Here is a 25,298-nt window from a genome sequence, read left to right as displayed (position 1 = left end):
TCATTGTAATTAATTTGTTGTATTTAATAATTTGCCAACGGCAAAGATAATCTTAATCCTTTATTCCCTTGAAAATTAAGAAAAAATACAAAGCTGCGGTAGTGCAGGCGGCTCCAGTGTTATTTAATAAAGATGCTTGTGTGCAAAAAATAATTAAGCTAAGTAAAGAGGCTGCGGCACAAGGAGCTTCTCTGGTGGTGTTTCCAGAGTCTTTTATTCCAGCCTATCCGCGAGGTCTTTCTTTTGGAACAGTAGTAGGTAGTCGAACAGAAAGTGGCAGATATGTATGGTTGCGCTATTTTGAAAATTCTATAGATGCATATGGTGATGAGATGCATTTACTGCAAGAAGCAGCCAAAGAGCTAGGCATTTTTTTAGTGGTCGGCATAACTGAAAAAGATATGCAAAGTGGAGGTACTTTGTATTGCTCTATGGTTTTTATAGATGCTAGTGGCAAATTGTTGGGAGTACATAGAAAATTGAAACCTACCGGAGCAGAAAGAATTATTTGGGGTGAGGGAGATGGCAGTTCTTTAAAGGTATACGATACTGAATTAGGCAAAATTGGCGGGCTTATCTGTTGGGAGAATTATATGCCTTTATCAAGAATGGCACTTTACCAGCAAGGTGTGCAGGTTTACATCGCTCCAACTGCCGATGCGAGAGAAACATGGCAGGCAACTATGCAACACATAGCCTGCGAGGGGAGGTATTTTGTATTAGGTTGTAATCAGTTTGTGAAGAAAGACATGTACCCGACTGAGTATTTGGTGGAGCTAAGTAATCAACCAGAAATTATGTGTAAAGGTGGAAGTAGTATTTATCATCCACTGGGAAAGGTTTTGGTAGAGCCAGTGTATAATGAGGAGAAAATTATTCTCACAGAAATTGATTTGGATGAATGCACTAAAGCCAAAATGGATTTTGATGTAACAGGGCATTATCACCGACCAGATGTTTTTAAATTTTCCTACACAAAACCTGCTGAATGATTTTTTTAACCAGAATAAGTATCTCTATACTCTTGTTGTTCAATTTAGCGAGCATGGCATTTGGGCAAAGCAAAACTGTATTAATCGCTTATTACAGTAAAGATGGGCACACTGCTAAAATGGCACAATCGGTTTATAAAGGAGCTAGCGAAGTTGAAGGAGTAGAGGTGTTGATAAAACCAATTGATAGTGTGAGCACAGAATTACTATTAAATGCTGATGCGATTATTTTAGGTAGTCCGGTTTATAATGCCAATGTAGCTCCCGAAATGCAAGCTTTTATCAACTCATGGCCATTTGAAAATGAACCTTTAAAAGATAAGTTGGGAGCCGCTTTTGTAACTTCTGGTGGAACTTCGGCAGGAGAAGAATTGGTGCAACTAAACATACTACATTCTATGATGATCTTTGGGATGCTAGTAGCTGGTGGCCCCGAGTGGACACAACCATTTGGTGCATCTTCATTTAGTTCAGAAGCTCCTTTTGATAATGAAGAATATGAAAGTTTATACTTACAGAAAGGAGAGAAATTAGGAAAAAGAATTGCAGAGTTGGTATTGAAAATTGATTGATTTAGGCTCAGGCTTTATTCAATATAGTATGAATAACCAAAGCGATCGAAGCTATTAGAAAAGTTATTCCAGAGAAAAGGGTTAAAGTGGAGGTGTCGCTGTAGTTTAATAGGAATGTGTATAAAACCCCGAATGATAAGAGTAATAATCCAACTCCTAAAAGCTTTAATGATTTCTTAAATTGGAACATGTTTTTATTCCAGCATAAACCAGTAAGCAAGCTTATTTGTCCTAAAAGACCTATAACACTAGCTAACCATAACAGAAAATTTTCAACATATTTCCCAAAAAGCAGATCTATAATTGCTTGAAATGTAAAGTAGATTTCTGCAATTCCTAATACGATAACTCCATGACCAAGTGCTATTATAATAAAAGCATTGGCAAAAACAGTGATCAAGATCAACTGCTTTGAAGAGACGTTCATGTTTGGGTGTAGGTAAAAAAGGGGGGAGAAAAGTTGAAAAAATTTAAATTCCCAAAGACTGAGAATTAAGACCAGAACTGTCTCGACTATTTATTAAAAAGAGAGGCGAGCCTGAAGTTTGTTGTTTGTTATTATAATTAGTTAGCGTATACATCAGAAATATCTATCATATCAAGATATACTTTAAGGCATTTAGTAGTAGTAAATGGTAATACATTACTAATATCGTCTGTGTTTCTGTTAAACCATACTTCCGCGTAAAATCTGCCCACTGCGTATAATGATACTTTAGTTTTAGCATACGTTCTGCTACACAAAAGCACACCGTTTTCTGATAAGTACTTTAGTTTATTTTCCGTGGAAAGATTACTGAATTTTTGAAAAGTTAGCATAGCAATATAGCTTTAATTTATCTTTTTAACTTAAATACGGATGTAAGTTATCACTAAGTTTCATAAATATAATAATTTCGTTGTTAATGATATTTAAACTCTAAAAAATTATTCAAAAGATTTTTTTTTAGGGATATTTGATGTAAGGTTTTTCTAATAAATTAACTTTTTATCGACTAAAAAAACTAATTTGTCCGAAAAATAGATTTAAAGTAGGGAAAACCTGATAAATACGAGAAGTAATATTAAATGCAAGATATATATAATTAGTAGTACCTGATTTCAGGCTGTTTTCATCTCTCCAGTGATATATCTACTTATTTAAATATGTAAGATTTTAAGGTGTCAGAATAAAAAAAAAGAATTTTTTATTTAATCCACTAATTCATTTTAACCAGCTAGCCTGAAAAATTAAAATGGACTTAATAGCTAATATCTTACTTTTGGCTTTTTTACTATTTATTAGTATACCTCTATACATTATTGCTACAGAGGTACTAAAACAGTGTTTCCTATGGCTAGAGAGGCTACTTAATAGGAAGAAATAAATATTTATTTTGCGCGCAAAAGTTTAAAGTGCATACCAGTAACATAAAGTGGAATTCACTTAAAGGAATTATAACATGGTATACATTGACTCCTGAATAGAGATCACTATTCTTTTTGGAAAGCAAAAAAATGCAATTCTTAAGTTACGGCAAAAAGTTTAGCTATAAATATGGATATAGGTAATAAAAGTAGCACTCCTAAAGCATAGTAAAGATTAAAAAAACCTGCTGCAAGGGCTGAGTCTAAAACAATAAGTGCTAATACACCAGCTTTAACAGCCTTTCCTACATGTTGAGGTTGTAAGGTTTTAAATGCCTTTATTAAAGGTGGATAAACCAAATAAGCAAATAGTAATATGAAAGGTAAAGCTTGAAATGCAAAATAGTTCTGATATAAATATCCAGCTCCACCAAGTAATGATAAAACTATCAAATAAAATAATGCCCCTGTGATTATCGCGATTTTGTTTCCTCCATTTACTTCTCCACGGCTCACCATGGTTACCGCTGCTATATATATGATAGGAATAATAGCCAGCGGGAAAAAGTAGTCGAGCGCTGCTGGCACGATACTAACTCCTAGAAGAAGGTTACCACCGCGGCAAACACCCATATTAATTGGGCCAAACATATTTTGGTGCTTTCCCCAGAAATCGTAGGCTAGAGCAAGTACTGCTACAAATAAAGCAAGAATTGCAGACATTTCTGAAACCTGCCAAGCGGTTAAAATACCAAAGGCAAGCAATACAAAGCCTAATAAAGAAGCCCCACTTTTACTGGCTCTACCGCTAGGAATGGCTCTTTCGGGGCGTTCAATGGCATCTAATTTAGCATCAAATACATCGTTAAAAACCACACCGCCACCATACAAACCAATAGTGGATAAAACTAACCAAATTATTTCGGGTGGAATAAGGGCAAGACTATCAGATTGGTGTTTAAAAGAAATTGCTATGGCACATCCTGCGAGTATGTCTGCTATAGCAGTAATTATATTGGCCGGTCGCATGAGTTGTAAATATGCGACCAGGCTTATTTTTAAGTTATTCTTGGTCATTATCAAATTTGATATAAACCCTTTTGTGTCTTGGTAAAATCTTAAAAGGGAATTTGAGCTGTTCCTGTGGCATTTCTGCTTTGCTGTATTTTAATTCGATATTGGCGTCTTTTACACCTGTCTCATCATAATAAGACATTACAGAATTAATTTCGAAAGGCAAATCAGTGCGGTCAACTCTTTGGAAATCGGTATAATTAATGTTTAATTCATTGCGGCTGTTGATGTCTTCAACAGTTATTTTTTCAAGTTTTGAAGAGTTTCTACTCACCCAGAACTGAACCTTAATATTATCTAGCAACTGAGAAAGTACTTTGTAGTTATCAACTTTATCTACTAATGCAGTACCTCCTTCGAACACTACAGGATTACCAACAATAATAGCTTGTAGCATCTTTAAGCTAAATGGGAAGTTTACTTTTCCGTCTAGTTCATCAAAGCTATACATCATGTACTGCTTGTCTAGTCTATTAATAAAAAAGATTGAGTCATTTTTTATTAAAGCTCTTGCACCTTCTATACCTGTTCCAGATCTAAGGGACAGCCATATAAGACTATCTTTTTGCATGCGAATATCTACAACAAAACGCTCTCTATTGTCTCCATTTTCATATGTTACTCGGCCTCTTGCTTGGAAAAACTCATAGTCAACTTCTTTTGCTTTTGCCTTACGCGAAATGCTTGAACTAGTAGTAGTAGTTTTTCTCTGGCAGGAACTAAATACAACAATGAGTGCTAAAAAGGAAAGTGTAAGCAAGTTGCTGAAATTCCCTTTTCTTGAAAGTGAAGAAAACTTCAGGTAAATACCTGAAGTTCTCATTTTAGAAAGCATTTTAACTGTAAAATTGTTCGGCTTCATGTTAAATAGTATCAATTAAGTTTGGCAAGAGCCGCTTTTATAGAAGTAATTTTACTCTCAGCATCTGCCTTCTTTTGTTTTTCTTTTCCAACTACCGCTTCTGGTGCATTGTTTACAAATCGCTCGTTACTAAGCTTTTTATCAACAATTTTCAACAACCCTTCGGTGTATTCCAGTTCTTTTTGCAGTTTTTCCCTTTCTTGTTCTGGATCGATTTGATCTGCAAGTGGAATATAAAACTCATCTGCTTTATAAACAAAACTTGCGGCATCTTCTACTACATTTTCAGTAAAATTAATCTGAGACAGACTGCCTAGTTTTATTAATACATCACCAAACTCATTGTAAATTTTTGGCTCGGCTGTTTTAATAAACAACTCAAGTGGAGCATGTTTCGCAATTTGTTTTTCGCTTCTTATACTTCTAATCTTAGTAACTGCTTCAAAAACGGCATTTGCTTCTGCTAGAATTTGCTTGTCATAAGCAACAACTTCTGGATAAGCAGCTACAATTAGGCAATCATCTGCATCTCTTTCTTTAATTATGTGCCATAGTTCTTCTGAGATAAATGGCATAAATGGATGCAACACTTTCATTAACTTCTCAAAGAAAGCAAGTGTAGCTTCTAGTGTAACTTTGTCAACAGGTTGTTGGTACGCAGGTTTTATCATCTCCAAATACCAATCACAGAAGTCATTCCAGAACAATTTGTAAATACCCATTAAGGCATCAGATATTCTGAATTTGCTGTAATGATCTTCAATCTCTGCTAAAACCTGATTAAATCTGGCCTCAAACCATTCGATTGATTTTTTATTTGCCTCTGAAGCATCTTCATCTTTAACTTCCCAGCCTTTTACTAATCTTAAAGCATTCCATATTTTATTTAGAAATTGACTTCCTTGCTGACAAAGTTTTTCATCAAACAACAAATCGTTACCAGCCGGAGATGAGAACAACATACCTGTTCTAATACCATCGGCACCATATTGCTTAATTAAATCGAGTGGATCAGGTGAGTTACCCAATTGCTTCGACATTTTTCTGCGTTGCTTATCTCTTACAATACCAGTAAGATAAACATTTTTAAATGGCATCTCGCCGCGATACTCGTACCCAGCGATAATCATTCTGGCAACCCAGAAGAATAAAATCTCTGGTGCTGTTACCAAATCGTTTGTTGGATAGTAGTAGTTAATATCCTCATTATCGGGTTTGGTAATACCATCAAAAACAGAAATTGGCCACAACCAAGACGATGCCCAAGTATCTAGTACGTCTTCGTCTTGTACCAACTGATCTGCTGTAATATCAGCTTGTTTTTCTTTCGCCAATTCTAATGCTTCCTCGGCAGTTTCAGCAACTACATAACTGCCATCTGGCAAGTAGAAAGCTGGAATTTGGTGTCCCCACCATAGCTGTCTAGAAATACACCAGTCTTTTACATTCTCCATCCAGTGGCGATAAGTATTTTTGAATTTCGGTGGAACCAACTGAATGTTATCGTTCATTACATTCTCGTAAGCTGGTTTCGAAATTTCTTTCATCTTAATAAACCACTGAGTAGAAATTCTTGGCTCAATTACAGCATCAGTTCTTTCTGAGAAACCAACATTATTAGTGATTTCATCAATTTTTTCAATCTGTCCTTTCTCCTCAAGCTCTTTGGCAATTTTCTTTCTTACAACAAATCTGTCTTCACCAATGTAGTGGCCAGCAGCTTCTGAAAGTGTACCGTCGTCATTTAAGGTATCGATGGTTTCCAGATTGTGTTTTAACCCGATTTCGTAGTCATTTATATCGTGTGCTGGAGTAATTTTTAAGCAACCAGTACCAAACTCCATATCAACATACTCATCTGCAATAATATTTACAGCTCTTTCGGCAATAGGTACGATTACCTGTTTACCTACTAAATGCTTGTATCTATCGTCGTTTGGGTTAACACAAACAGCCGTATCACCAAGAATTGTTTCTGGACGAGTAGTAGCAATAGTTAGCCACTCATCTGTATCTTTAATTTTATATTTCACATAATACAGTTTAGACTGTACCTCTTTGTGAATTACTTCTTCGTCTGAAAGCGCAGTTTTTCCTTGTGGGTCCCAGTTAACCATACGAGCCCCACGATAGATGTAGCCTTTTTTGTATAAGTCAACAAAAACCTTAATTACAGCTTTAGAAAGCTCTTCTTCCATAGTGAAACGTGTACGGTCCCAGTCACAAGAAGCACCTAGTTTCTTGAGCTGTTCTAGTATTATTCCACCATATTTTTCTTTCCATTCCCAAGCGTAATTCAAGAACTCTTCACGAGTGAGGTCTTTTTTGCTAATCCCCATCTCTGCGAGCATCTTCACCACTTTTGCTTCTGTAGCAATAGAAGCATGGTCTGTTCCCGGAACCCAACAGGCTTCTTTTCCCTGCATTCTTGCTCTTCTTATCAATACATCCTGAATGGTATTGTTGAGCATATGGCCCATGTGCAAGACTCCTGTTACGTTTGGCGGAGGTATTACAATGGTATATGGCTCTTTGTCTGGGTTTGGTTTTGAAGCAAAGTACTTCTTATCCATCCAGTATTGATACCATTTATCTTCTACTTCAAGGGGATTATATGTCTTGTTCATCTCGATTTTTATTGCTTAAACAGCAAAAATAAAAGGCTTTACTTAAATTAGATACTAAGTTAAAGAAATTCCTTTTGGGTAGTATAAAACCTGCCAGCTAAACAGCTTAATTACAGATAAAATGTAATAAACAGATTTATACCAAAAAGGAATTGAATATTTTACAAAATTCAGGTTTGAGAGTGTGGCTTATATAAATCCATCTCTTTCGTTTCGAGCGTGAATGTATTTTACTGCTTTCTCGTAACTCTCTGTTAACTCTCTGAATTTTTTTACTGATCCACCGCGATCTGGATGATATTCTTTACTGAGTTTACGATACCAGTACTTTACATCGTCGATCTCGGCTGTCCAGTCTAGCCCAAAAATTTGCAGGTAACTTGGAGCCTTTCTGAATTTGTCTACCTGAGCTTTTCTTAATTCGGTACAAAAAATTTGACCTCTTGCTTTGGTTTCACCTTTGTTATCCAGTTCTCTTTTGTTGAGTTTAAAAACTGGTGTGCTTGTATCAGGTTTAAATTTCTCATGATAACGTGTGCCATACACTTCAATCTCTGCACTAGATTTCTTCTTGATCTGGTATTTGCATGGTCCGTATTTTTCGTATACAAATTCCAGTCTGGAAGTTTGGGCAAAGTTCATCTCATCACCCATTTTAGAAGCTTCTTCAATTTTTTGCTCCAGATATTCTTCTAAAGCAAATTGAAAACTTCTGCAAGTAGCGCGAGTATTGTCTAACGTTTCAAGTACTGCTTTTTCTGCGTCCTTAAAATTGTTAGACGTCCCAAAAATGTGAGGCCTACGTTTGTGATCGTGAGCAATAACCCAAAACACTTTCTCTTCTGGTGTTTCGCAAGCGGCAACAAAAGTATGGTGTTCCATACCGTTGCCTTCAGGGTTTACGATTCTTTCTTCAAAGGCTTCGTTTTCAGAGTCCCGTTTATCTTCAAATATGGTATTTGATTTATCCATTCTGCAAAATTAAAAAATCACATATTAAGAATTAACAGGCTGGCTATTTTATCAATAAAATTTAACAGAAAATTCTATTCTGTATATTTACGAGATAAAATTACGGAGCTTAAATCAAATACTAATTTTTATATTAAACAATCACACACAATGTATCTAAAGCAAATACTTAAAACATGTGTTTTGCTCATGTTCTTTCAGCAAGCTTATGCACAAGACAATCCACTAATCCGTTTTCCAGCACTAAATCCAGATGGTTCCAAAATAGCATTTAGCTACCAAGGAGATATCTGGACTGCAAATATAGATGGTAGCCAGCCAAAAAGACTTACTATCCACGAAGCTTATGACGCATCGCCAATTTGGAGTCCAGATGGTTCTAAGATTGCCTTTAGTAGCGATCGATTTGGTAATGATGACATTTATATAGTTGAGGCAGAGGGCGGATTACCAATGAGATTAACTTATCATTCTTCTGGCGACCAGCCAACTGCATGGAGAGGAAATGATGAAATTCTTTTTGAAACCCGTAGAAACTTTGTTCAAATTGAGAGAGAAAGGGAAATTCATGTAGTTTCTGTTAATGGAGGTACACCTTATAGAATAATAGATGCAGTAGGTTTTCAAGCAGCACCGTCTCCAAATGGCAAATTAATCGCTATGGTAATGGGCTCATGTAGAATTGAAAGAGAAGCTTACACAGGCCCAGCAAACAGAGATACCTGGATTTACAATACAGGTACAAGTAAATATACGCAGCTAACTACTTTCGAAGGTCAGGATGTAAAAGCTGAGTGGGGAGATGATAATACCTTATATATATTGAGTGCTGCAAATGGCAAATACAATATATTAAAGCAAAAAGTTACAGCAGATGGAAGTGCAGACGGTGGAGCTGATGTTGTTACTAACTTTACTAATGATGGTATAAGACATTTTGATGTGAGTGAAGATGGCTCAACTATCGTTTTTGAAAGACAAGATGGAATTTTTAGCTTAAAACTGGCTGATATGTCTATCACTCCAATTAAAGTAAATGTAAGTGCCGATTACAGATTTGATCCGGTAGTACATAAAACTTTTACTAGGGATGCATCTGAATTTACTGTTTCTCCTAGTGAAAAATATTTTGCAGTAGTAGTTAGAGGGGAAATTTTTGTAGGAGAGAATGATAAAGAGAAAAGCAGAACAGTAAGAGTTACAAAAAGTCCTTACAGAGACCAAGATGTTACTTGGTTAAACGACTCTACTTTACTATTTGTGTCAGACAGAGAAGGTCAGTATGATTTATACATGGTAAAATCTAGCGATCCGGAAGAAACAAATATTTTCAAAAGTCTAAAACATGAGGTAAAAAGACTGACCAATACGCCAGAAGATGAGAGTAACCCTGTAATATCGCCAGACGAAAAGAAAATCGCTTACAGAAAGGGGAGAGGTGCTTTATATACCGCTGATATCTCTACTGATGGTACTTTATCTAATACCGTTACTATACAAGATGGTTGGTCAACACCTGGTGGCGTAAGTTGGAGTCCTGATTCTCGTTGGTTGGCTTATTCTTTAGAAGATCTTGAGTTTAACGAAGAGGTTTATATCCATGAAGCAAATGGTAAATCTGAGCCAGTAAATATTAGTATGCATCCAAAGTCAGATGGTAATCCATATTGGAGTGCAGATGGTTCTAAATTAGGTTTCCTTTCTGCAAGAAATAATGGTGATATAGATGTTTGGTTTGCTTGGTTAAAGAAAGAAGACTGGGAAAAAACCAAACAAGATTGGGAAGAATTTTCAGATGAAGATGACAAAGACAAAGATAAGAAGAAAGGTGATGATAAGAAAGAAGACACAGTTGAGCCAATTCAGATAGATTTCGAAGACATTCATTATCGTTTGCAGCAAGTTACTTCTATGCCGGGTAACGAAGCGAATATGGTGATCTCTAAAGATGGTGAATTCTTTTACTTTGTAAATAATAGAAGTGGTAGACAAACTTTTGAAGCAGAAAGCGACCTACATAAAATTAAATGGGATGGTTCTGAAATGGACAGACTTACTTCGAAAGACACTAATCCTTATGCATTGCAATTGGGAAATAGTGGTAAAAAGTTATATGCTATAAAATCTGGTGGTAGTATAGCTACTTTCGAAGCAGATAAAGGCAAACAAGAAGGATTACCTTTTACTGCTAAAATGTCAATTAACTTTCCAGAAGAAAGAAACCAGATATTCGAAGAAGCTTGGCGTACACTTGATGCAGGTTTCTACGATCCAGATTTTCATGGTCAAGATTTCGATGCTTTAAAAAAGAAATATAAAGTTTGGGCGCTAGAAGCTTCAACTGAAAGAGACTTTGCAGATATCTTTAATACGATGTTGGGCCAGTTAAATGCCAGCCACATGGGCTTGTATGGTTCAGACAGAGCTGAAACTCAAAGAGAAAGAACAGGATTATTAGGCGTTGAAATTAAACCAACAAAAAATGGGATTGAAGTAGTTAGAGTTGTACCTAACACACCTGCAGATAGAACTAAAAGTAAATTAAATGTTGGAGATGTAATTACAGCAGTAAATGGCGAAGCTGTTTCTTCAACAGAAAACTTCTATTTGCCATTTATCAACACAGCAAATGAAAGAGTGCTATTAACTCTTAGTGGTAATAAGGAAGTGGTAATTAGACCAGCTTCTTCAATTAGTACCGCATTGTATGAAGAATGGGTGAAAGATCGCCAAAAGCTTACAGAAAAGTACTCAAATGGTAAATTAGGTTATATCCACATTCGAGGAATGAACTGGACTAGTTTCGAGCAGTTTGAAAGAGAATTAACCGCTGCTGGTTTAGGTAAAGAAGGAATCGTAATTGATGTTCGCTACAATGGTGGTGGCTGGACAACCGATTACTTAATGGCTGTATTGAATGTGAAACAACATGCTTACACTATTCCAAGAGGTGCTGCTGAGCATTTGGACGCAGAGCACAAGAAATTTAAGTCTTATTATCCTTATGGAGAAAGATTGCCTTTGGCAGCTTGGACAAAACCTTCAATTGCATTGTGTAACCAAAATAGTTATTCTAATGCAGAGATTTTCTCTCATGCTTATAAAACTTTAGGCATTGGTAAACTGGTTGGTATCCCAACATTTGGAGCTGTAATTTCCACTGGAGGTCAAAGGTTGATTGACGGTTCTTACGTTCGTTTGCCATATAGAGCATGGTATGTTTATGCTACAGAGAAGAGTATGGAAAATATTCCGGCTACTCCAGATATTATAATTGATAATGCTCCAGATAGCAGAGCTAAAAATGTAGATGAGCAGTTACAAAAAGCAGTAGATACACTTTTAGGAGATTTATAATCTGTATTTAAAATAATAGAGAGAAGGTCGGGGAATTACCTCGACCTTTTTTATTTTCGGTTTTTTGAATAAAACACGGACTATGCTAACAAAATACATCATTCTAATCTGCTATTTTGCAGGATTGTTTCTCATTGGCAAGCTTGCATCAGGCAAAATTAACAACATTAGCGATTACTTTGTGGGAGGGAAAAAGTTGGGTTATTGGGTAGTTGCATTTTCGTCAAGAGCGACAGGAGCATCTGCTTGGGTGCTATTAGGTTTAACTGGTATGGGTGCTGTTTATGGTATAAGTGCCTATTGGGTAGCTTTGGGTACAACTGGGGGAGTTGTTGTCTCTTGGTTTTTTATGGCATCTAAGTTTAAGCGCTTAGCCGATCAATATGATTCTATCACCATTCCAGATTTTTTAGTTTCTCGATTTAATTCTAAAGGAAGTTTTTTTAGAGGTATGGCGGCTACAATACTTTCGGTATTTGTAGTGATTTATGTGAGTTCTCAGATTGATGCCACAGGAACAGCTTTCGAAACATTTATGGGTTGGGATTATTATACTGGAGCTTTGGCTGGTTTTATAATAGTGGTATTATATACTTTTTCTGGAGGATTTGTGGCAGTTGCTTGGTCAGATGTTTTTCAGGGTAGTATTATGTTATTTGGTTTGGTGGCATTGCCTATTGCAGCAATTTCAACTATTGGTGGGTTTGGAGAGATCACTGAAACGATGGCAGCCATCGATCCCTCATTGCTAAATCCTTGGGGCAAAGGAGGCTTAACAGGAGAAAACGTAGCTAGAATTGTTGGTTTTGTAATGATTGGTTTGGGTTATTTGGGTTCACCACAACTTTTTGTTCGCTTCTTATCTATTAAAGATGAGTCAGAAATTAAAAAGGGGAAATGGGTATCGGTAATATTGCAATTAGTAATGAATATTGCTGCCGTTAGTATTGGTATTTTAGGTAGAGTACTTCTTACAGAGCCTGGCGAGGACTTAACCAGTGTATTAGGAAATGGAGGCCAAGATGTACTTATAAAGCTTTCAGATTTTGCTCTACCGTTTTTTCATGGGCTTTATATAGCAGCAGTTTTGGCCGCAATTATGTCTACAGTAGACTCTTTGTTGGTTTTAGCTTCAAGTGCAGTTACAAGAGATTTTTATCAGAAAATATTTCATCCAGATATGAGTGACGCCAAGTTGGTAGGCATGTCTAAGTTTGTTACACTAATTATGGCTGGTGTCGCGCTTTCGGTTGCTTTACTTGTTGCTTTCTTAGTGCCAGGAAGAACTATATTCTGGTTTGTTATTTTTGGTTGGTCTGGTTTAGCTGCATCATTCTGTCCTGTTATGATACTTTCTTTATTCTGGAAAAACTACTCGGAGAGAGGAGCGATGGCTTCTATGATTACAGGGTTTTTATGTGTGCCAATATTTAAGTTTTGGGCTACAAGCTTACCAGAAATTGGAATTTACTTCAAATTGGTAGCTGAATTATTGCCGTCGTTTATATTTGCCCTAATTGCTGGTATAGTCTTTAATAAGAAGTAACATCTTAGACTGTGAATAATTCCTAATAATAGGTTCACAACTTTTTTACTGGAAATAATAATACGTTTTATCATCGTTTTCTATGCGAACAAACTAACGATTATAGAACTAATTTATACAAACTTCCAGCTATGAGTAATTTGAATCCTATTTTAAAAGGAAATTTCAGAAAAATTAGAGGTAGAAAAGTAATTACTTTATTAATGCCTTTATTATTAGGAGCAATGCTTTCGTCTTGTTATGCGCCATTGAGTTCTTCTGGTATACCAGGTAAAGCCAAAAAGAAATTATACACACACAATCATAGAAGATCGAATGCTGCAAAATGGAGTGTTTTAGATTTATCTGCAGATTGTCCATCATCTTCTAGAAGAAGAGAAAAATATTAATTCAATATTTATTTAACATAAAAGGCTATCTCACTTAAGAGATAGCCTTTTTGTTTTATAAGTAAATCATAATTTATGAAACAGGTTGTCTTTCCTGTTTGCTTACTTTTTTGTCTGGTACTTTTTCAGCATCATCAAATTTATTGTAAGCACTAATAATGTTTTTAACCAATCTGTGTCTAATTACATCTTTATTGCTTAGTTCAACTATACTAATGCCGTTGATACCTTGTAATACAGTAAGTGCATTTAATAAACCAGATTTTTGATTTCTAGGTAAATCAATTTGGGATTTATCTCCAGTAACAATCATTTTTGATTCTGGACCCATTCTGGTTAAGAACATTTTCATCTGCATAACCGTGGTGTTCTGCGCTTCATCAAGTAAAATGAATGCACCATTTAAAGTTCTACCCCTCATATAAGCCAAAGGAGCTATTTCTATGATACCATTTTCGAGATAGTATTTTAACTTTTCACTCGGTATCATATCATATAAAGCATCATAAATTGGCCTTAGATATGGATCTATCTTCTCTTTAAGGTCTCCAGGTAAGAATCCTAAATTTTCACCAGCTTCTACAGCAGGTCTAGTGATAATGATTTTTTTAACCTGTTTATTTTTTAATGCTTTTACCGCTAAAGCTACAGAAATATAAGTTTTACCAGTACCAGCAGGCCCAACAGCAAAAGTAAGATCATCTTTACTGGCACTATCTACCAATAATCTCTGGTTTTCGGTTTTCGGTCTAATAGCTAGACCTTTAGCGCCATATATTAAAGTGTCTTCTTTTAATTGAACCTGTATGTCGCGGCTATCGCGTTCAATGTAATTTACTACATTTTCTGTGGTTACTTTGCCAAACTTTCTATAGTGTTCAAGAAGATTATTAAAGGTATCGTTGATTTTTAATATTTCTGGGCTAGACCCTTGAATCCTTATCTCGTTACCTCTTGAAATTATTTTGCTTTTGGGAAAAGCATTGGAAATTTCTTTAATATTAGTGTTCTCTACTCCGAGGAAATCTACTAAAGAGACATTTTCTAATTTAATTACTTTTTCTACCAAATGATTTTTTGTTTAATGGAAAACTACTTTTGTAGGAAGTGCACAGTGTTTACTTCCTAATAGAGAATCGACGGTTTTAATTAAAAATATTTTTCATAAAATTAGACATTATCTTATCTAAGCTAACAAATTTTTTGAAATAATGATTAATTTTTAATCAATAGATGTTGGCTTTTTTGTAAAGTCTTTCTTCGTAATCATAAATAAGCCTGTAATTGCAGGTAGTAGAATATTTAAGAGCCATAAAAGTAGTGTAGAACTTATAATATCTGCTGGGTTTAAACCCAAGTTACTAAAAAATAACAGTGCTGAAAACTCCCTTATACCCAAATCACTTAAAAAACTAAATCTTGGGATTACAGATTTTAGAAGCAGCATTAGAGAAATTCCAGTAAAAAAATCTACAAGACCGATTTCAATTTGTAATGCATACAGAATACAGAAGTATTGTATTAGAATGATTGTATATCGGAATATGGAAGCAATTGTAATCTTGATTTTATCGAGTGTTGAGTAATCTTTAAAAGGTTCTGTGTACCTGCTTATTTGTTTAAAAGGTAATAGCAAGTGGATGTTAAATAGTAGAATTATAATTAATAGAGTAATAAGAGCGAGGGCGACCCATGCTATATAAATACCTATTTGGTTAAGATTGTTGGAGAATAAAAAAATTAAACCAACACCTCCACAAGCATATGTTATTAGGTTTTGGTAGATGCCATTTACTAGCGTAATTCCGATGAGTGTAGTTCTGTTAATTTTGTCGATATGTAATGCTCTTCCAAGGTAATCGCCAACGCCTCCAATAGTAAGAAAAGACATACTTATACCCGAAATAATACCTTTAATTGACTGAAAATAAGAGATTTTTTGTAGAGGGTTTACTAGTAGTTTCCATTTAAAAGCCTCAGCAAACCAGTTTAGAGGCATGAGTATCACAATAAAAAAAAGAAAGAAAAAATTGTTTTGAGAAATTTTTTTTAGTGAGTGTGCAAAGTCTTGGTTAAATCCTTTATGATTAATTGCTACATAAGTGATATATGAAAAAGCAATAACTAGAAATGAAGCCTTTAAAACCAGACTTGTCTTTCTGCTTATATTTATTTGATTAAATTTGAGCGCACCTGATAAATATTTCATGCATGAATAAAAAAGTGATCAAGGAAAAAATAATATTAGGAGTCGATCCTGGTACAAATGTAACAGGGTATGGCCTTTTGTTTATCAGGAATAATAAACCCAGTTTGCTGCAATATGGAGTAATTCATCTTTCTTCTTACAATTCTCATCCACTCAAACTTAAAAAGATATTTGAAAAAATAACGCAACTTATAGAAGAATATCATCCTGATGAGATGGCACTGGAAGCTCCTTTTTATGGTAAAAATGTTCAATCTATGCTTAAGTTAGGTAGGGCACAAGGAGTAGCTATGGCTGCTGCTTTGGCATTGGATATTCCTATAGTAGAATATGCACCTAAAAAAGTGAAGCAATCTGTAACTGGTAATGGAAATGCAACAAAAGAGCAGGTCGCTGCTATGATTATGAATATACTTCAGTTTAAAGCGGATGATAATAGTATGTTAGATGCTACAGATGCTTTAGGAGTAGCTCTCTGCCATTTTTACCAAAATGGAAATAATCTAAGAAAATCTAAATCTTGGAAAGCTTTTTTAACTGAGAACCCAGGTCGTGTAAAAAAGTAAGACCTGCTTTTAAGCAGGTCTTTCAAAAAATTATATTCCAGTACATTCCTTTATACTCATTTGAGTATAGCGATTCCCATCTCAAATACTGGTGATTAGTTTAAAAAATAAGTAAAGATTTTACCATAGAGTAAATTCAGTGTTTAACAATACAAGACCAACTAATAATAATGCACCTACTACAATCATTCCTGAGATAAGCGTATCGTACTTTCTTGAAATAGCAGGTTCAATACCTAGTTGCTTTTTGTTTTTTTCTTTTACTTGAGTATTCTGTTCCATAGTATTTTGTGTTTAATTTTTTTGTGATAAATACTGACTAAATCGTTGTTTTGATTTGTTCTGGTTAAAAAAGAATAAAAAATATTACATCATTATTCTTTTCTGTGTTGTTCAAATGTATAAGCTATAAATGCTCTGCGTTAAAATATGCTGTTAATCAAGCTTAATCCCTAACATTTATTTGTTTTTCAAACTCAATAAATCTTACATCTGTAAGAAAATATGCACACATTAAACCAAATCCATGAAGAATTGAAACTCAAATAAATTCTCAGGATGAAATTAGATTTGTCAGTTATATCAGGTGGCTATAAAAAAAATAATAGCTCAAAAAGTAATTTAGTTTATTCTCACCTTAGGTGAATTTTCAGTTTTCAAACGCTCCAAAAAGACATTATTGTTAGAAAAATAAATTATTTGCATTACTTTTTTTAGGGTGAATTCACAAACTTTCAATAATTATTGAAAGTTTAAAAACTTTGTTGCTACCTTTACGTTTATGGAATTAGATAAAGCTAAAATGGAATTTGTACAAACATGGGGAGCATTAGGTTCTTCGTGGGGAATACCAAGATCGATGGCGCAGATTCATGCATTACTTCTATCGAATAAGAACGAATTAAGTACAGAGGAAATAATGGAAGCTATCCAATTATCGAGAGGGAATGTAAATATAAACTTGAGAGAGCTAATTAATTGGAAGCTAGTAAGTAAGCAAAACAAGTTGGGTGAGAGAAAAGAGTTTTTTGCTGCTAGCCATAATATTTGGGAGATATCAAAAAATATTATGCAAGAACGCAAGAGGAGAGAGCTACAACCTGTACAAGATTTATTAATTTCTTTAAAAAATGAATCATTAGAAGGGGATGATGAAGAGGTATTACATTTTAAAGAAATGGTAAAATCTCTAGATGAGTTTATTTCTCAAATGGATCAGCTCTCAGAACTTATGATAAGGCTGAATGATAATATGTTCTTTAAAAAAGTGATTCAGATGTTTCAGAATAACTGAAGTAAAAAATAGGCTAGTGCCTGTTTTTTTTATTACAAACTTTCAATAATTTCTAAAAGTTTAAAAATGTTAGTAAGTAACAAATTACTCGTTGATAATGATTGCCCTATGTGTAAAGCTTATGGTGCTTGTTTTACTAGGTTTAATCTTGTAGATAATAACACAATTAGTCCCTACCAAAAGACAAATGAAGCTTTTGTAAATGATATTGATTTAGATAGAGCTAAAAATGAAATAGCATTACACGATACACAAACTCATCAAACTTTATATGGACTAGATGCACTCATTAAAATTACTACTCACAAAAGTCAGTTGTTTAAGGCCATAGCAGAGTTTATGTATCCTTTTCTCTTTAGGCTATACAAACTAATATCATTTAATAGAAAAGTAATTTATCCTTCAGCTAATACAGCAGTTGGAAGAGATTGCACGCCAGATTTTAATCTTAAATATAGATTGGTCTACATCATTTTAGTTGCTCTATTTACAGGTGTAGTTTTACATGAGTATTCAGTATCTATTTATAGCTTTTTCGGTTGGGAGAGCTCTTGGTTTTTAGAAATCGTGGTTTGTGTTGGTCAAATTATTTGGCAATATGTAGCTGTAAAAGCTTTTAGGAAGAAAAACAATGAGGCTCTAGAATATTTGGGTAACATGTCTACTGTTTCACTTATAGGCGGTTTACTATTAAGTCCAGTTTTGATTATTCAAAGCTTTGTTGTTTTACCAGTATTGGTTCTTGTAGGGTATTTCTTTGTTGTAGTTTCTTTAATGTTACTGGAGCATATAAGAAGATGTAAACTCAAAAAGTTTCCTACATTACTTTCTGCATCATGGGTTTTATATAGAATGGGAGTACTTGTATTCATCCTAACAATCTTTATTTAGTTATGAGAAAGATAGTAATAGCAGGTGGATCTGGTTTCTTGGGTAAAGCACTAGTTGCATATTTTAGAGATAAAGGAATCGAAACAATTGTATTAAGTCGAAAGCCTGAAGCTTCTCAAATTTATTGGGATGGAAAAAGCATAGGTGATTGGGTAGATGTTTTAGAAGGTAGTGATGCACTCATAAATTTATCTGGTAAATCTGTCGATTGCCGATATAATCAATCTAACAGAGACAAAATTCTTTCTTCCCGAATTGAAAGTACTAAGGTTTTAAACATCGCAATGTCTCAATGTAAAAATCCACCAAAGGTTTGGTTAAATTCCAGTAGTGCTACCATTTATATTCATTCAGAGAATGAGATTATGACAGAGCAGAATGGAATTATTGGTGATGATTTTTCTATGAATATTTGTAAGCGTTGGGAATCTGAGTTTTTCAATAAATCAATTGGTCAAGTTAGAAAAGTAGCATTGAGAACTTCAATTGTTTTAGGTGAAAATGGAGGTGCATTTCCAAAAATGAAGTGGCTTAGCCAATTAGGAATGGGAGGTAAGCAAGGTAATGGCAAACAGTATATGAGCTGGATTCATATTAAAGACTTTTGTAAAGCAGTAGACTTTATTATACAAAATGAAAATATGGAAGGGGAAATTAATATTACTTCTCCTGAGCCTGTTAAGAATGATTTATTTACTGAGGGACTTAGACGCTCGCTTAATATGCCAATTGGCTTTTCACAATCAAGGTTTTTGTTGGAGTTAGGCTCAGTTATTATAGGTACAGAAACAGAATTGCTATTAAAAAGTCGAAAGGTTTACCCTGAGAAGTTAATCGAAAATGGCTTTGTATTCGATTATGGCTTATTAGCTAAAGCTTTTGAAAATTTATGCCATTGACAAAAAAAATGTCCCCTGCATTTACAGGGGACGGTGTTTGTTCTATGTTTGTATAAATGGATAATTCAAATTATTCAGCTACAACAGAAACTTCGTTTTCTTCTTCTTCTTTAGATTTCTCTCTCAGTTTAGTAATAATAAACGGAAGAGCTCCACAAGCTAAGAAGATAAATCCGGTAGCTAGTAAGTTTAACTCTGAGGTGAAGAATGGTCCACCAATAGAGCATATTGCAAGTATAATCATAGTTGAAAATGGTAGAGAAAATGCTAATACTGCAAGAGCAAGGTCTCTGTCAAAAGTATGTCCATCTTCAGGCATATTTTTTTCTTCGAGTGAGCTAATAGCCGAAATGTGTGCAAATGGCCAAAAGCTAGCTGAACTTTGAGGAAATGCTACAGCAAGTATTAAAACTGCTACAGGAGTAGCTTCTGGTAAAGCATATATTAAAGCTGCGCTTATTACAAATGCTAAACCTGATCTCCATACTAAAAGTCCAAGGATTGTTTTAATTTGGCTTTTATCAACTTTTACAGCTAAGCCAATAAATAATAGAATAAGTGGCGTCATCATAGCACTTAGTCTGCCAGCTGCATTTTGTAAGAAATATGGTAGTGAATCTAAGTTAATTCCAAATGTTAATAACAATAAGGCTGTTACAATTACCATATTTACAGGTTCTTCTATCAATGAAACCATTAAAGATTTAAGTTTTTCATTTTTAGAAACTTTGGCTGTTCCTGACTGTCTTTTATAAAACCAGCTCATCGCTAGCATGTATAAAACAATAAGAACAAATATTTTATTTCCAACATCTGCTAATGCTGCCCAAGCAAACATTTCTTCGCCAAGATATTCTAGCAAATAAGGAAAGCAAGAAAGTCCCGGAGCCAAAGAAGGCAAGAGCATAGTGAGTGTTCTGTTAGTAGAAGAGTTTTTTTCTATGCCAAAAACCGGAAGCATATAGTTAGTTGCAAATGCCATTATAAAGTTAAAAGCTATGGCAAGTACAGGTAGATATAAGAGGCTTAGTTCAATTTCAATATTTAATAAAGCCACAAAAATCATAGCAGGCAAAGCAACACTTAGAATCAGCATTTTAATGCCTCCAATTTGCTCTTTGGCAGGTAACTTCTTTCTTAACAAAAATCCTAAAAGTATTAGAAATAGGAATGCGATTGTTTTTTGAAGTGCGAGATTCATTATAGGGGTTGTGTTTATATAATACAAAGGCAGAGACAGATAAATAATCTTATCTCTGCCTATTGATAGTGAGCATTTTCAATATTCTATAACTAGTGCTTATCCGATAGCTTTATCGAGAGCACCAGCAAATACTTTCATTTCGTCCATAGTACCCATACTTACACGGCACCATGTTTTATCCCAGAATTTGTAAACTTTTACAGCAACTTTCTCATCGTACATTTTTTGCAGATAAGTATCGCCATCAACTTCTAGCGGGAACATTACGAAGTTGGTTTGAGAAGGCATGTAAGTAATACCTTTAGACTCTAATAGGTCGAAAGTGAATTTTCTTGATTCAGCAATTTTAGTTTTGCTCATTTCAAGGAAGTCTTTGTCATCCATACTAGCAGTAGCTGCCATTATAGAAGGACCACTGATACCCATACCACCTCTAGTGATTTTTTGGATTCCGTTAAGTGTTTCTTCAAGACCTACTATGTAACCAACTCTAATACCAGCCATACCGTGGATTTTAGAGAAAGTTCTAGAAACAATTACGTTTTTACCTTTAGCTACTAATGGAACCATACTTGACTTAAGACCTTTGTCTGAAAGTTCAAGGTAAGCTTCGTCAACAAATACCATAACCTTGTCAGAAACTCTATCTACAAAATCGTAAAGGTCTTTGTCGTTTGTAATAGTACCAGTTGGGTTATTAGGGTTTGTGATGTATACTATTTTAGTATCAGCATCTATAGCAGCTTCCATTTTCTTTAAATCGTGCTGGTAGTCATCTAGCAATTTAACTGCTTTCCACTCACCACCACAAGACTTAGAAACATTTACTAAAGACATGTAAGCTGGGTCACCAGATACAATGTTACCTTCACCTTTCATAAAAGAAACTAAAGCAGTTTTTTCAAGAAGGTCAGAAGAACCTGGACCCATCATAATATTGCTTGGCTTAACACCTTCTTGATCAGCGATTTTTTCTACTAATTCGCCTAAGATATTCCAAGAATAGTGATTACCACCCGGAGCCTGATTTACAAGAGCCTCTAGTGCTTTTGGAGAAGGACCGTAAGGGTTTTCATTTAAAAACAATCTTGCTTTAAGCGTAGATAAATCTGGAAGTTTAGGACGCTTAAGTTCTTTAAAACCATTGCTATAGTATATATATTTAGAATCTTCTCTTAATGATGCTCCCATTGAATTCATTGGAAGGGCTGCACCTAAAGTAAGAGCGCCACTAGCGAATAATCCTTTTCTTAACCATTCTCTTCTAGATAAAGTAGTTGACATTTTTAACAATTTTAAATGAATAATAATACCTTCAATAAAAATATGACACTCCCTTGTTACTAGGAAGTAAATTGGTAATCTAAAATGATCTCAATATTTAGGCCTTCTGTTTATTGTTAGTGTACAGTAAAGTCTTTAAACTTTTGGTATGGTTAAGGTAAGGAAGTTGTTAATTCGATCGTTATTTAGACTCTAAATTAAAGTTTTAATAGAATAAAACAAAAGTTGTTTGTCTAGTAAAATCGCCTCTATCTCTTTTGAAACGCCTATTTTATGTATTATGCAGTGAAATTCAGTTCATTCGTGCTGAATTTTATGTAATTCGTCTATTCTAAAAAAATAGGGATATTTTTTAAATTTTTATCAAATAATCGAATCTTTCCTTGAAATATAGATGGTTTTACTGAAAAAATCTAATAAAAAATATATCAACTCTACATTTCACCCTCATTTTTATAGAATAACATTATATGCATGTAAGATTTTAAACCCTAAATAATAATTTCGGAACCTAATTCGGAGGTGTATAATCCTGTTTAATCTAAATTAATTTTTTTAGGAAATTAAAGCTTAGTGATAATAGTGATTTAGGTTGTTAAGTTATTGCCAATAAATTAGTATCCTATCGTTGGTTGAAATTTTAAAAACTCGACGTGTTTAACTTTATTAATAAATGGCATTTTATGTTTTTCTAATAAAACCAATATAGGTTTTATGCCTCTATAATGGTATTTAAAAGTGTGCAATTTATAACTTCTCTGTTTTACGATTAGATTTAAATTTCAAATATTTTCTTACAGTAGTGTAACCTTAAACAAGATGAATTTCAATAATCATTTATAAATTGATTGCCTGCTTTCAGGTATTTAGAAAATTATGCTTAATAAGGCTAACGAAGCCTTTTTTTAGATAAAATGTATAGTAAATGAAATGCTTAGTTTAATAGAGGTTCTCAATAAATCGGCTATATTTCAATAGTTTTCTTCAATTTTTAGCGAAAACATTATTCGTCTCTGCATTAAATATTACATCAGTAGATAATCTTTTAAAATAAGAACTTAACTAGATAAATTACTTTGTTAACTACCATTATCAGGGCGTTAGCAATATAGGTATTTGATAAAAAAATCAAAATAATGTTTTGTGCACATTATTTCTTCCTAGCTAAATAAGGAAATTTTAAACATGTATTAAGAAGATTTTCTAAGTGTAGGGCCATCACCTAAATGTTAGGTACTTTGCTTCATTTTTAAGCAAAAAGTATTGGTTTTACTAAGGAAAAGTTAATTCTTGTATAGAATGTCATATAGCAAAATGACTAATGCAGTATTTAAACAAAGATATAAGGGAAATATAGCACCTACAGGTACGTGAATACTATAAAATTTACCGCTATAACCCATACATAATAATGAGATTAAAAACTACTATCATTTTTGCAATTACAGCTATGTTGGCTTCGACTAGTTTATATGCCCAAGAGCAGTTGCAGCATGAAAAGAAGGTTGTTAAAAACGATAAGGGAACAATTTATTGGCAGGCAGATCTCCCTGTTTATTTTTTCATCTCGACAGATCCAGATGGAAAATCAGATCTAATAAAGCTTACAAAAGGAAATGCTGATAAGTACACGAATCCTTACTTTTTTGATACAGAAGGAACCAACTTTATCAGAACTAGATATGCTGTAGACCCAGAAACAAAAAAAGCAATTGTACCTCAGTTAGAAGTGGAGTTTGAAGTAGAAAGAGATAAGTACGCTCCTGCAACTTCATTGTCTTTTTCTGATGCACCAAAGTTTGTTTCTAGTGGTAAAGTATTTTATGGCAAGGGGTTAAATGCTTCACTTTCTTCTAAAGATTATTTATCTGGAGTTGAGAAAACTTATTTTTCAACAAATACTGCTGCTTACACTGAGTATTCTTCTGCAGTAGATTTCGGAAAAGAAGGTGATTATACTTTTAGTTATTATGCAGTGGATGCTGTTGGTAACCCAGAGGAGCCAAATACAAAAATATTTACTGTAGATACTACTCCTCCAGTATCAAGCCATGAAATCACAGGCGATCACTTAGATGGAATCTTATCTCCACGATCTGTAATTGCCTTGTCAAGCAACGATAATTCTTCAGGTGTAAAATATACTTTCTACAAGTATGAAGAAACGTCTCAGGCTGTTTATGGTAAATCTCTTACAATGTACAATCTGCAAGATGGTGAACATACATTAAGCTACCAAGCAAAAGATAATGTAGAGAATGAAGAGTCAATGAAAACTTATTCATTTTACTTAGATAAAATTGCTCCAAAGGTTAGATCAGAAATTATTGGTGCAAGACACGCTGCAGGTGGAAAAGTATTTATTGCAGGTTCAACAAAAATTAAATTATCAGCGATTGACAACAAAGCTGGTTTAGAAGATATTTATTACTCTATTAGTGGTGATACATATGCAAAGTATGATTCTCCATTTTTATTAGACAAGCCTCAAGGTGCTGGTACAGTTAGTTTTTATGCAATAGATAAAGTAAAAAATAAAGGTAAAGCTTCTACAGACAATGAAGTGGGTAATTTATACCTTGATTTAACAGCTCCTAAATTAAGCTACTCTTACAAAGGTGCACAGTTTTTCGATAGAGATACTATGTTTATCACTAGTGAAACAGAGGTTATTCTAAAAGCTTCTGATTACGAGTCTGGTGTTCAAAAAATTAGCTACCAAGTAAATAGTGGTACCGGATCTACTTACGATAATCCATTTACACTAGATACAGAAGGTTTACAGCATGTTGATTATAGCGGAGAAGACAATGTGACCAATAAGAGATCTGATAAATTTTATGTAGTGGTTGATAACAAAGGTCCTGAAGTATTTTATCACTTAAGTATGGATGCTATAGGCTCTATGACTTTAAAAGATCAGGATAAGCCAATTCCAGTTTTTGCATCTCATACACAACTTTATTTAGCCGCTACAGATGAGTTAGTAGGTACAGATAAAATCTATTATACTTTAGATGGGGGGAAAGAAATACTTTATACTTCTCCTTTAAAAACTGATAAAAAAGGTTTAAGAGAGTTACAGGTTAGAGCGGTAGATAAATTGGGTAATGAAACTAAAAGCGAATTGATCAAGATTGTGATCCAATAATATTGTTTTGTTAGTTAGGTGTTTTTGTGAAGCTAACTTAAGCCAGTGGCAAGAGTTAGCTT

21 protein-coding genes are annotated in these 25,298 nt (G+C 34.2%); 10 read left to right on the top strand and 11 right to left on the bottom strand.

The features are described 5' to 3' along the window. The first annotated feature begins 68 nt into the window (after window positions 1–68). Together OQ292_RS03450 and OQ292_RS03445 are read left to right on the top strand one after the other, a co-directional pair. Window positions 69–992: a carbon-nitrogen hydrolase family protein gene (locus OQ292_RS03450; RefSeq protein ID WP_284684651.1), complete on the top strand. Its 924-nt coding sequence runs from the start codon at window positions 69–71 to the stop codon at window positions 990–992. Continuing rightward, window positions 989–1,564, top strand: a complete 576-nt coding sequence (locus OQ292_RS03445; RefSeq protein ID WP_284684650.1) for a flavodoxin family protein — start codon at window positions 989–991, stop codon at window positions 1,562–1,564. The genes OQ292_RS03450 and OQ292_RS03445 overlap by 4 nt, the downstream gene beginning before the upstream one ends. A gap of 7 nt (window positions 1,565–1,571) precedes the next feature. Here the strand turns inward: OQ292_RS03445 and OQ292_RS03440 are convergent, their stop codons facing one another. From OQ292_RS03440 to OQ292_RS03415, 6 genes are all read right to left on the bottom strand, one after another. Then, complete coding sequence (locus tag OQ292_RS03440) at window positions 1,572–1,991, bottom strand: hypothetical protein (RefSeq protein ID WP_284684649.1); 420 nt, start codon at window positions 1,989–1,991, stop codon at window positions 1,572–1,574. Window positions 1,992–2,128: 137 nt separating this feature from the next. Beyond that, complete coding sequence (locus OQ292_RS03435; RefSeq protein ID WP_284684648.1) at window positions 2,129–2,383, bottom strand: hypothetical protein; 255 nt, start codon at window positions 2,381–2,383, stop codon at window positions 2,129–2,131. Between the two features lie 687 nt (window positions 2,384–3,070). Then, the gene (gene eboC, locus OQ292_RS03430; RefSeq protein ID WP_284684647.1) at window positions 3,071–3,988 is read right to left on the bottom strand and encodes a UbiA-like protein EboC; all 918 of its coding nucleotides are present in this window, start codon (window positions 3,986–3,988) and stop codon (window positions 3,071–3,073) included. After that, window positions 3,975–4,847: a lipoprotein insertase outer membrane protein LolB1 gene (gene lolB1, locus OQ292_RS03425; RefSeq protein ID WP_284684646.1), complete on the bottom strand. Its 873-nt coding sequence runs from the start codon at window positions 4,845–4,847 to the stop codon at window positions 3,975–3,977. The genes eboC and lolB1 overlap by 14 nt, the downstream gene beginning before the upstream one ends. An 11-nt stretch (window positions 4,848–4,858) precedes the next feature. Continuing rightward, entirely contained in the window at window positions 4,859–7,480 is a 2,622-nt protein-coding gene (locus OQ292_RS03420) for a valine--tRNA ligase (protein ID WP_431733764.1), read from the bottom strand. A gap of 183 nt (window positions 7,481–7,663) precedes the next feature. Next, on the bottom strand, window positions 7,664–8,446 hold the full coding sequence (locus OQ292_RS03415) for a J domain-containing protein (protein ID WP_284684644.1): 783 nt from the start codon (window positions 8,444–8,446) through the stop codon (window positions 7,664–7,666). 150 nt (window positions 8,447–8,596) lie between these two features. On the opposite strand from OQ292_RS03415, the gene OQ292_RS03410 reads away from it, so the two are divergent. From OQ292_RS03410 to OQ292_RS03400, 3 genes are all read left to right on the top strand, one after another. Beyond that, on the top strand, window positions 8,597–11,803 hold the full coding sequence (locus OQ292_RS03410; protein WP_284684643.1) for a S41 family peptidase: 3,207 nt from the start codon (window positions 8,597–8,599) through the stop codon (window positions 11,801–11,803). An 82-nt stretch (window positions 11,804–11,885) separates the two neighbouring features. After that, the gene (locus tag OQ292_RS03405) at window positions 11,886–13,349 is read left to right on the top strand and encodes a sodium/proline symporter (RefSeq protein WP_284684642.1); all 1,464 of its coding nucleotides are present in this window, start codon (window positions 11,886–11,888) and stop codon (window positions 13,347–13,349) included. 131 nt (window positions 13,350–13,480) lie between these two features. Continuing rightward, the gene (locus OQ292_RS03400; protein WP_284684641.1) at window positions 13,481–13,738 is read left to right on the top strand and encodes a hypothetical protein; all 258 of its coding nucleotides are present in this window, start codon (window positions 13,481–13,483) and stop codon (window positions 13,736–13,738) included. 73 nt (window positions 13,739–13,811) lie between these two features. On the opposite strand, the gene OQ292_RS03395 is transcribed toward OQ292_RS03400, so the two are convergent. Together OQ292_RS03395 and OQ292_RS03390 are read right to left on the bottom strand one after the other, a co-directional pair. Next, window positions 13,812–14,807 (bottom strand): PhoH family protein, encoded by a 996-nt coding sequence (locus OQ292_RS03395; protein ID WP_284684640.1) that lies wholly within the window; start codon window positions 14,805–14,807, stop codon window positions 13,812–13,814. A gap of 153 nt (window positions 14,808–14,960) precedes the next feature. Further along, complete coding sequence (locus OQ292_RS03390) at window positions 14,961–15,947, bottom strand: lysylphosphatidylglycerol synthase domain-containing protein (protein WP_284684639.1); 987 nt, start codon at window positions 15,945–15,947, stop codon at window positions 14,961–14,963. A 2-nt stretch (window positions 15,948–15,949) separates the two neighbouring features. Between OQ292_RS03390 and ruvC the strand changes: the two genes are divergently transcribed. Then, the gene (gene ruvC, locus OQ292_RS03385) at window positions 15,950–16,513 is read left to right on the top strand and encodes a crossover junction endodeoxyribonuclease RuvC (protein ID WP_431733756.1); all 564 of its coding nucleotides are present in this window, start codon (window positions 15,950–15,952) and stop codon (window positions 16,511–16,513) included. Window positions 16,514–16,633: 120 nt separating this feature from the next. Here ruvC and OQ292_RS03380 read toward each other — a convergent pair whose 3' ends face one another. Continuing rightward, a complete protein-coding gene (locus OQ292_RS03380) occupies window positions 16,634–16,795 on the bottom strand; it encodes a hypothetical protein (protein ID WP_284684638.1) in 162 nt (53 codons plus the stop codon). 499 nt (window positions 16,796–17,294) lie between these two features. Between OQ292_RS03380 and OQ292_RS03375 the strand changes: the two genes are divergently transcribed. From OQ292_RS03375 to OQ292_RS03365, 3 genes are all read left to right on the top strand, one after another. Further along, window positions 17,295–17,807 (top strand): GbsR/MarR family transcriptional regulator, encoded by a 513-nt coding sequence (locus OQ292_RS03375; protein ID WP_284684637.1) that lies wholly within the window; start codon window positions 17,295–17,297, stop codon window positions 17,805–17,807. 66 nt (window positions 17,808–17,873) lie between these two features. Continuing rightward, entirely contained in the window at window positions 17,874–18,698 is an 825-nt protein-coding gene (locus OQ292_RS03370; protein WP_284684636.1) for a hypothetical protein, read from the top strand. 2 nt (window positions 18,699–18,700) lie between these two features. Continuing rightward, the gene (locus tag OQ292_RS03365; protein WP_284684635.1) at window positions 18,701–19,597 is read left to right on the top strand and encodes a TIGR01777 family oxidoreductase; all 897 of its coding nucleotides are present in this window, start codon (window positions 18,701–18,703) and stop codon (window positions 19,595–19,597) included. Window positions 19,598–19,667: 70 nt separating this feature from the next. On the opposite strand, the gene OQ292_RS03360 is transcribed toward OQ292_RS03365, so the two are convergent. Then, on the bottom strand, window positions 19,668–20,798 hold the full coding sequence (locus tag OQ292_RS03360; RefSeq protein WP_284684634.1) for an AEC family transporter: 1,131 nt from the start codon (window positions 20,796–20,798) through the stop codon (window positions 19,668–19,670). Between the two features lie 99 nt (window positions 20,799–20,897). Beyond that, window positions 20,898–22,085 (bottom strand): pyridoxal phosphate-dependent aminotransferase, encoded by a 1,188-nt coding sequence (locus OQ292_RS03355; RefSeq protein WP_284684633.1) that lies wholly within the window; start codon window positions 22,083–22,085, stop codon window positions 20,898–20,900. A 1,411-nt stretch (window positions 22,086–23,496) separates the two neighbouring features. On the opposite strand from OQ292_RS03355, the gene OQ292_RS03350 reads away from it, so the two are divergent. Next, window positions 23,497–25,236, top strand: coding sequence for an OmpL47-type beta-barrel domain-containing protein (locus OQ292_RS03350; protein WP_284684632.1), 1,740 nt, complete (start codon window positions 23,497–23,499; stop codon window positions 25,234–25,236). Window positions 25,237–25,298 lie beyond the last annotated feature (62 nt).

Origin of the sequence: Chondrinema litorale (assembly GCF_026250525.1) — a bacterium.
GTDB lineage: Bacteria > Bacteroidota > Bacteroidia > Cytophagales > Flammeovirgaceae > Chondrinema > Chondrinema litorale.
Note: the sequence above shows the minus strand (reverse complement) of the source record. Positions and strands in the feature narration are given on the sequence as shown.

What these genes read in the sequence shown, in the direction of transcription:
- OQ292_RS03405 (WP_284684642.1), top strand. Translation starts at nt 11,886, where the DNA reads ATGCTAACAAAATACATCATTCTAATCTGCTATTTTGCAGGATTGTTT.
- OQ292_RS03390 (WP_284684639.1), bottom strand. Translation starts at nt 15,947, where the DNA reads ATGAAATATTTATCAGGTGCGCTCAAATTTAATCAAATAAATATAAGC.
- OQ292_RS03350 (WP_284684632.1), top strand. Translation starts at nt 23,497, where the DNA reads ATGAGATTAAAAACTACTATCATTTTTGCAATTACAGCTATGTTGGCT.
- OQ292_RS03375 (WP_284684637.1), top strand. Translation starts at nt 17,295, where the DNA reads ATGGAATTAGATAAAGCTAAAATGGAATTTGTACAAACATGGGGAGCA.
- OQ292_RS03440 (WP_284684649.1), bottom strand. Translation starts at nt 1,991, where the DNA reads ATGAACGTCTCTTCAAAGCAGTTGATCTTGATCACTGTTTTTGCCAAT.
- lolB1 (WP_284684646.1), bottom strand. Translation starts at nt 4,847, where the DNA reads ATGAAGCCGAACAATTTTACAGTTAAAATGCTTTCTAAAATGAGAACT.
- OQ292_RS03360 (WP_284684634.1), bottom strand. Translation starts at nt 20,798, where the DNA reads ATGAATCTCGCACTTCAAAAAACAATCGCATTCCTATTTCTAATACTT.
- OQ292_RS03355 (WP_284684633.1), bottom strand. Translation starts at nt 22,085, where the DNA reads ATGTCAACTACTTTATCTAGAAGAGAATGGTTAAGAAAAGGATTATTC.
- OQ292_RS03370 (WP_284684636.1), top strand. Translation starts at nt 17,874, where the DNA reads ATGTTAGTAAGTAACAAATTACTCGTTGATAATGATTGCCCTATGTGT.
- OQ292_RS03380 (WP_284684638.1), bottom strand. Translation starts at nt 16,795, where the DNA reads ATGGAACAGAATACTCAAGTAAAAGAAAAAAACAAAAAGCAACTAGGT.
- ruvC (WP_431733756.1), top strand. Translation starts at nt 15,950, where the DNA reads ATGAATAAAAAAGTGATCAAGGAAAAAATAATATTAGGAGTCGATCCT.
- OQ292_RS03435 (WP_284684648.1), bottom strand. Translation starts at nt 2,383, where the DNA reads ATGCTAACTTTTCAAAAATTCAGTAATCTTTCCACGGAAAATAAACTA.
- OQ292_RS03415 (WP_284684644.1), bottom strand. Translation starts at nt 8,446, where the DNA reads ATGGATAAATCAAATACCATATTTGAAGATAAACGGGACTCTGAAAAC.
- OQ292_RS03445 (WP_284684650.1), top strand. Translation starts at nt 989, where the DNA reads ATGATTTTTTTAACCAGAATAAGTATCTCTATACTCTTGTTGTTCAAT.
- OQ292_RS03365 (WP_284684635.1), top strand. Translation starts at nt 18,701, where the DNA reads ATGAGAAAGATAGTAATAGCAGGTGGATCTGGTTTCTTGGGTAAAGCA.
- OQ292_RS03410 (WP_284684643.1), top strand. Translation starts at nt 8,597, where the DNA reads ATGTATCTAAAGCAAATACTTAAAACATGTGTTTTGCTCATGTTCTTT.
- OQ292_RS03400 (WP_284684641.1), top strand. Translation starts at nt 13,481, where the DNA reads ATGAGTAATTTGAATCCTATTTTAAAAGGAAATTTCAGAAAAATTAGA.
- eboC (WP_284684647.1), bottom strand. Translation starts at nt 3,988, where the DNA reads ATGACCAAGAATAACTTAAAAATAAGCCTGGTCGCATATTTACAACTC.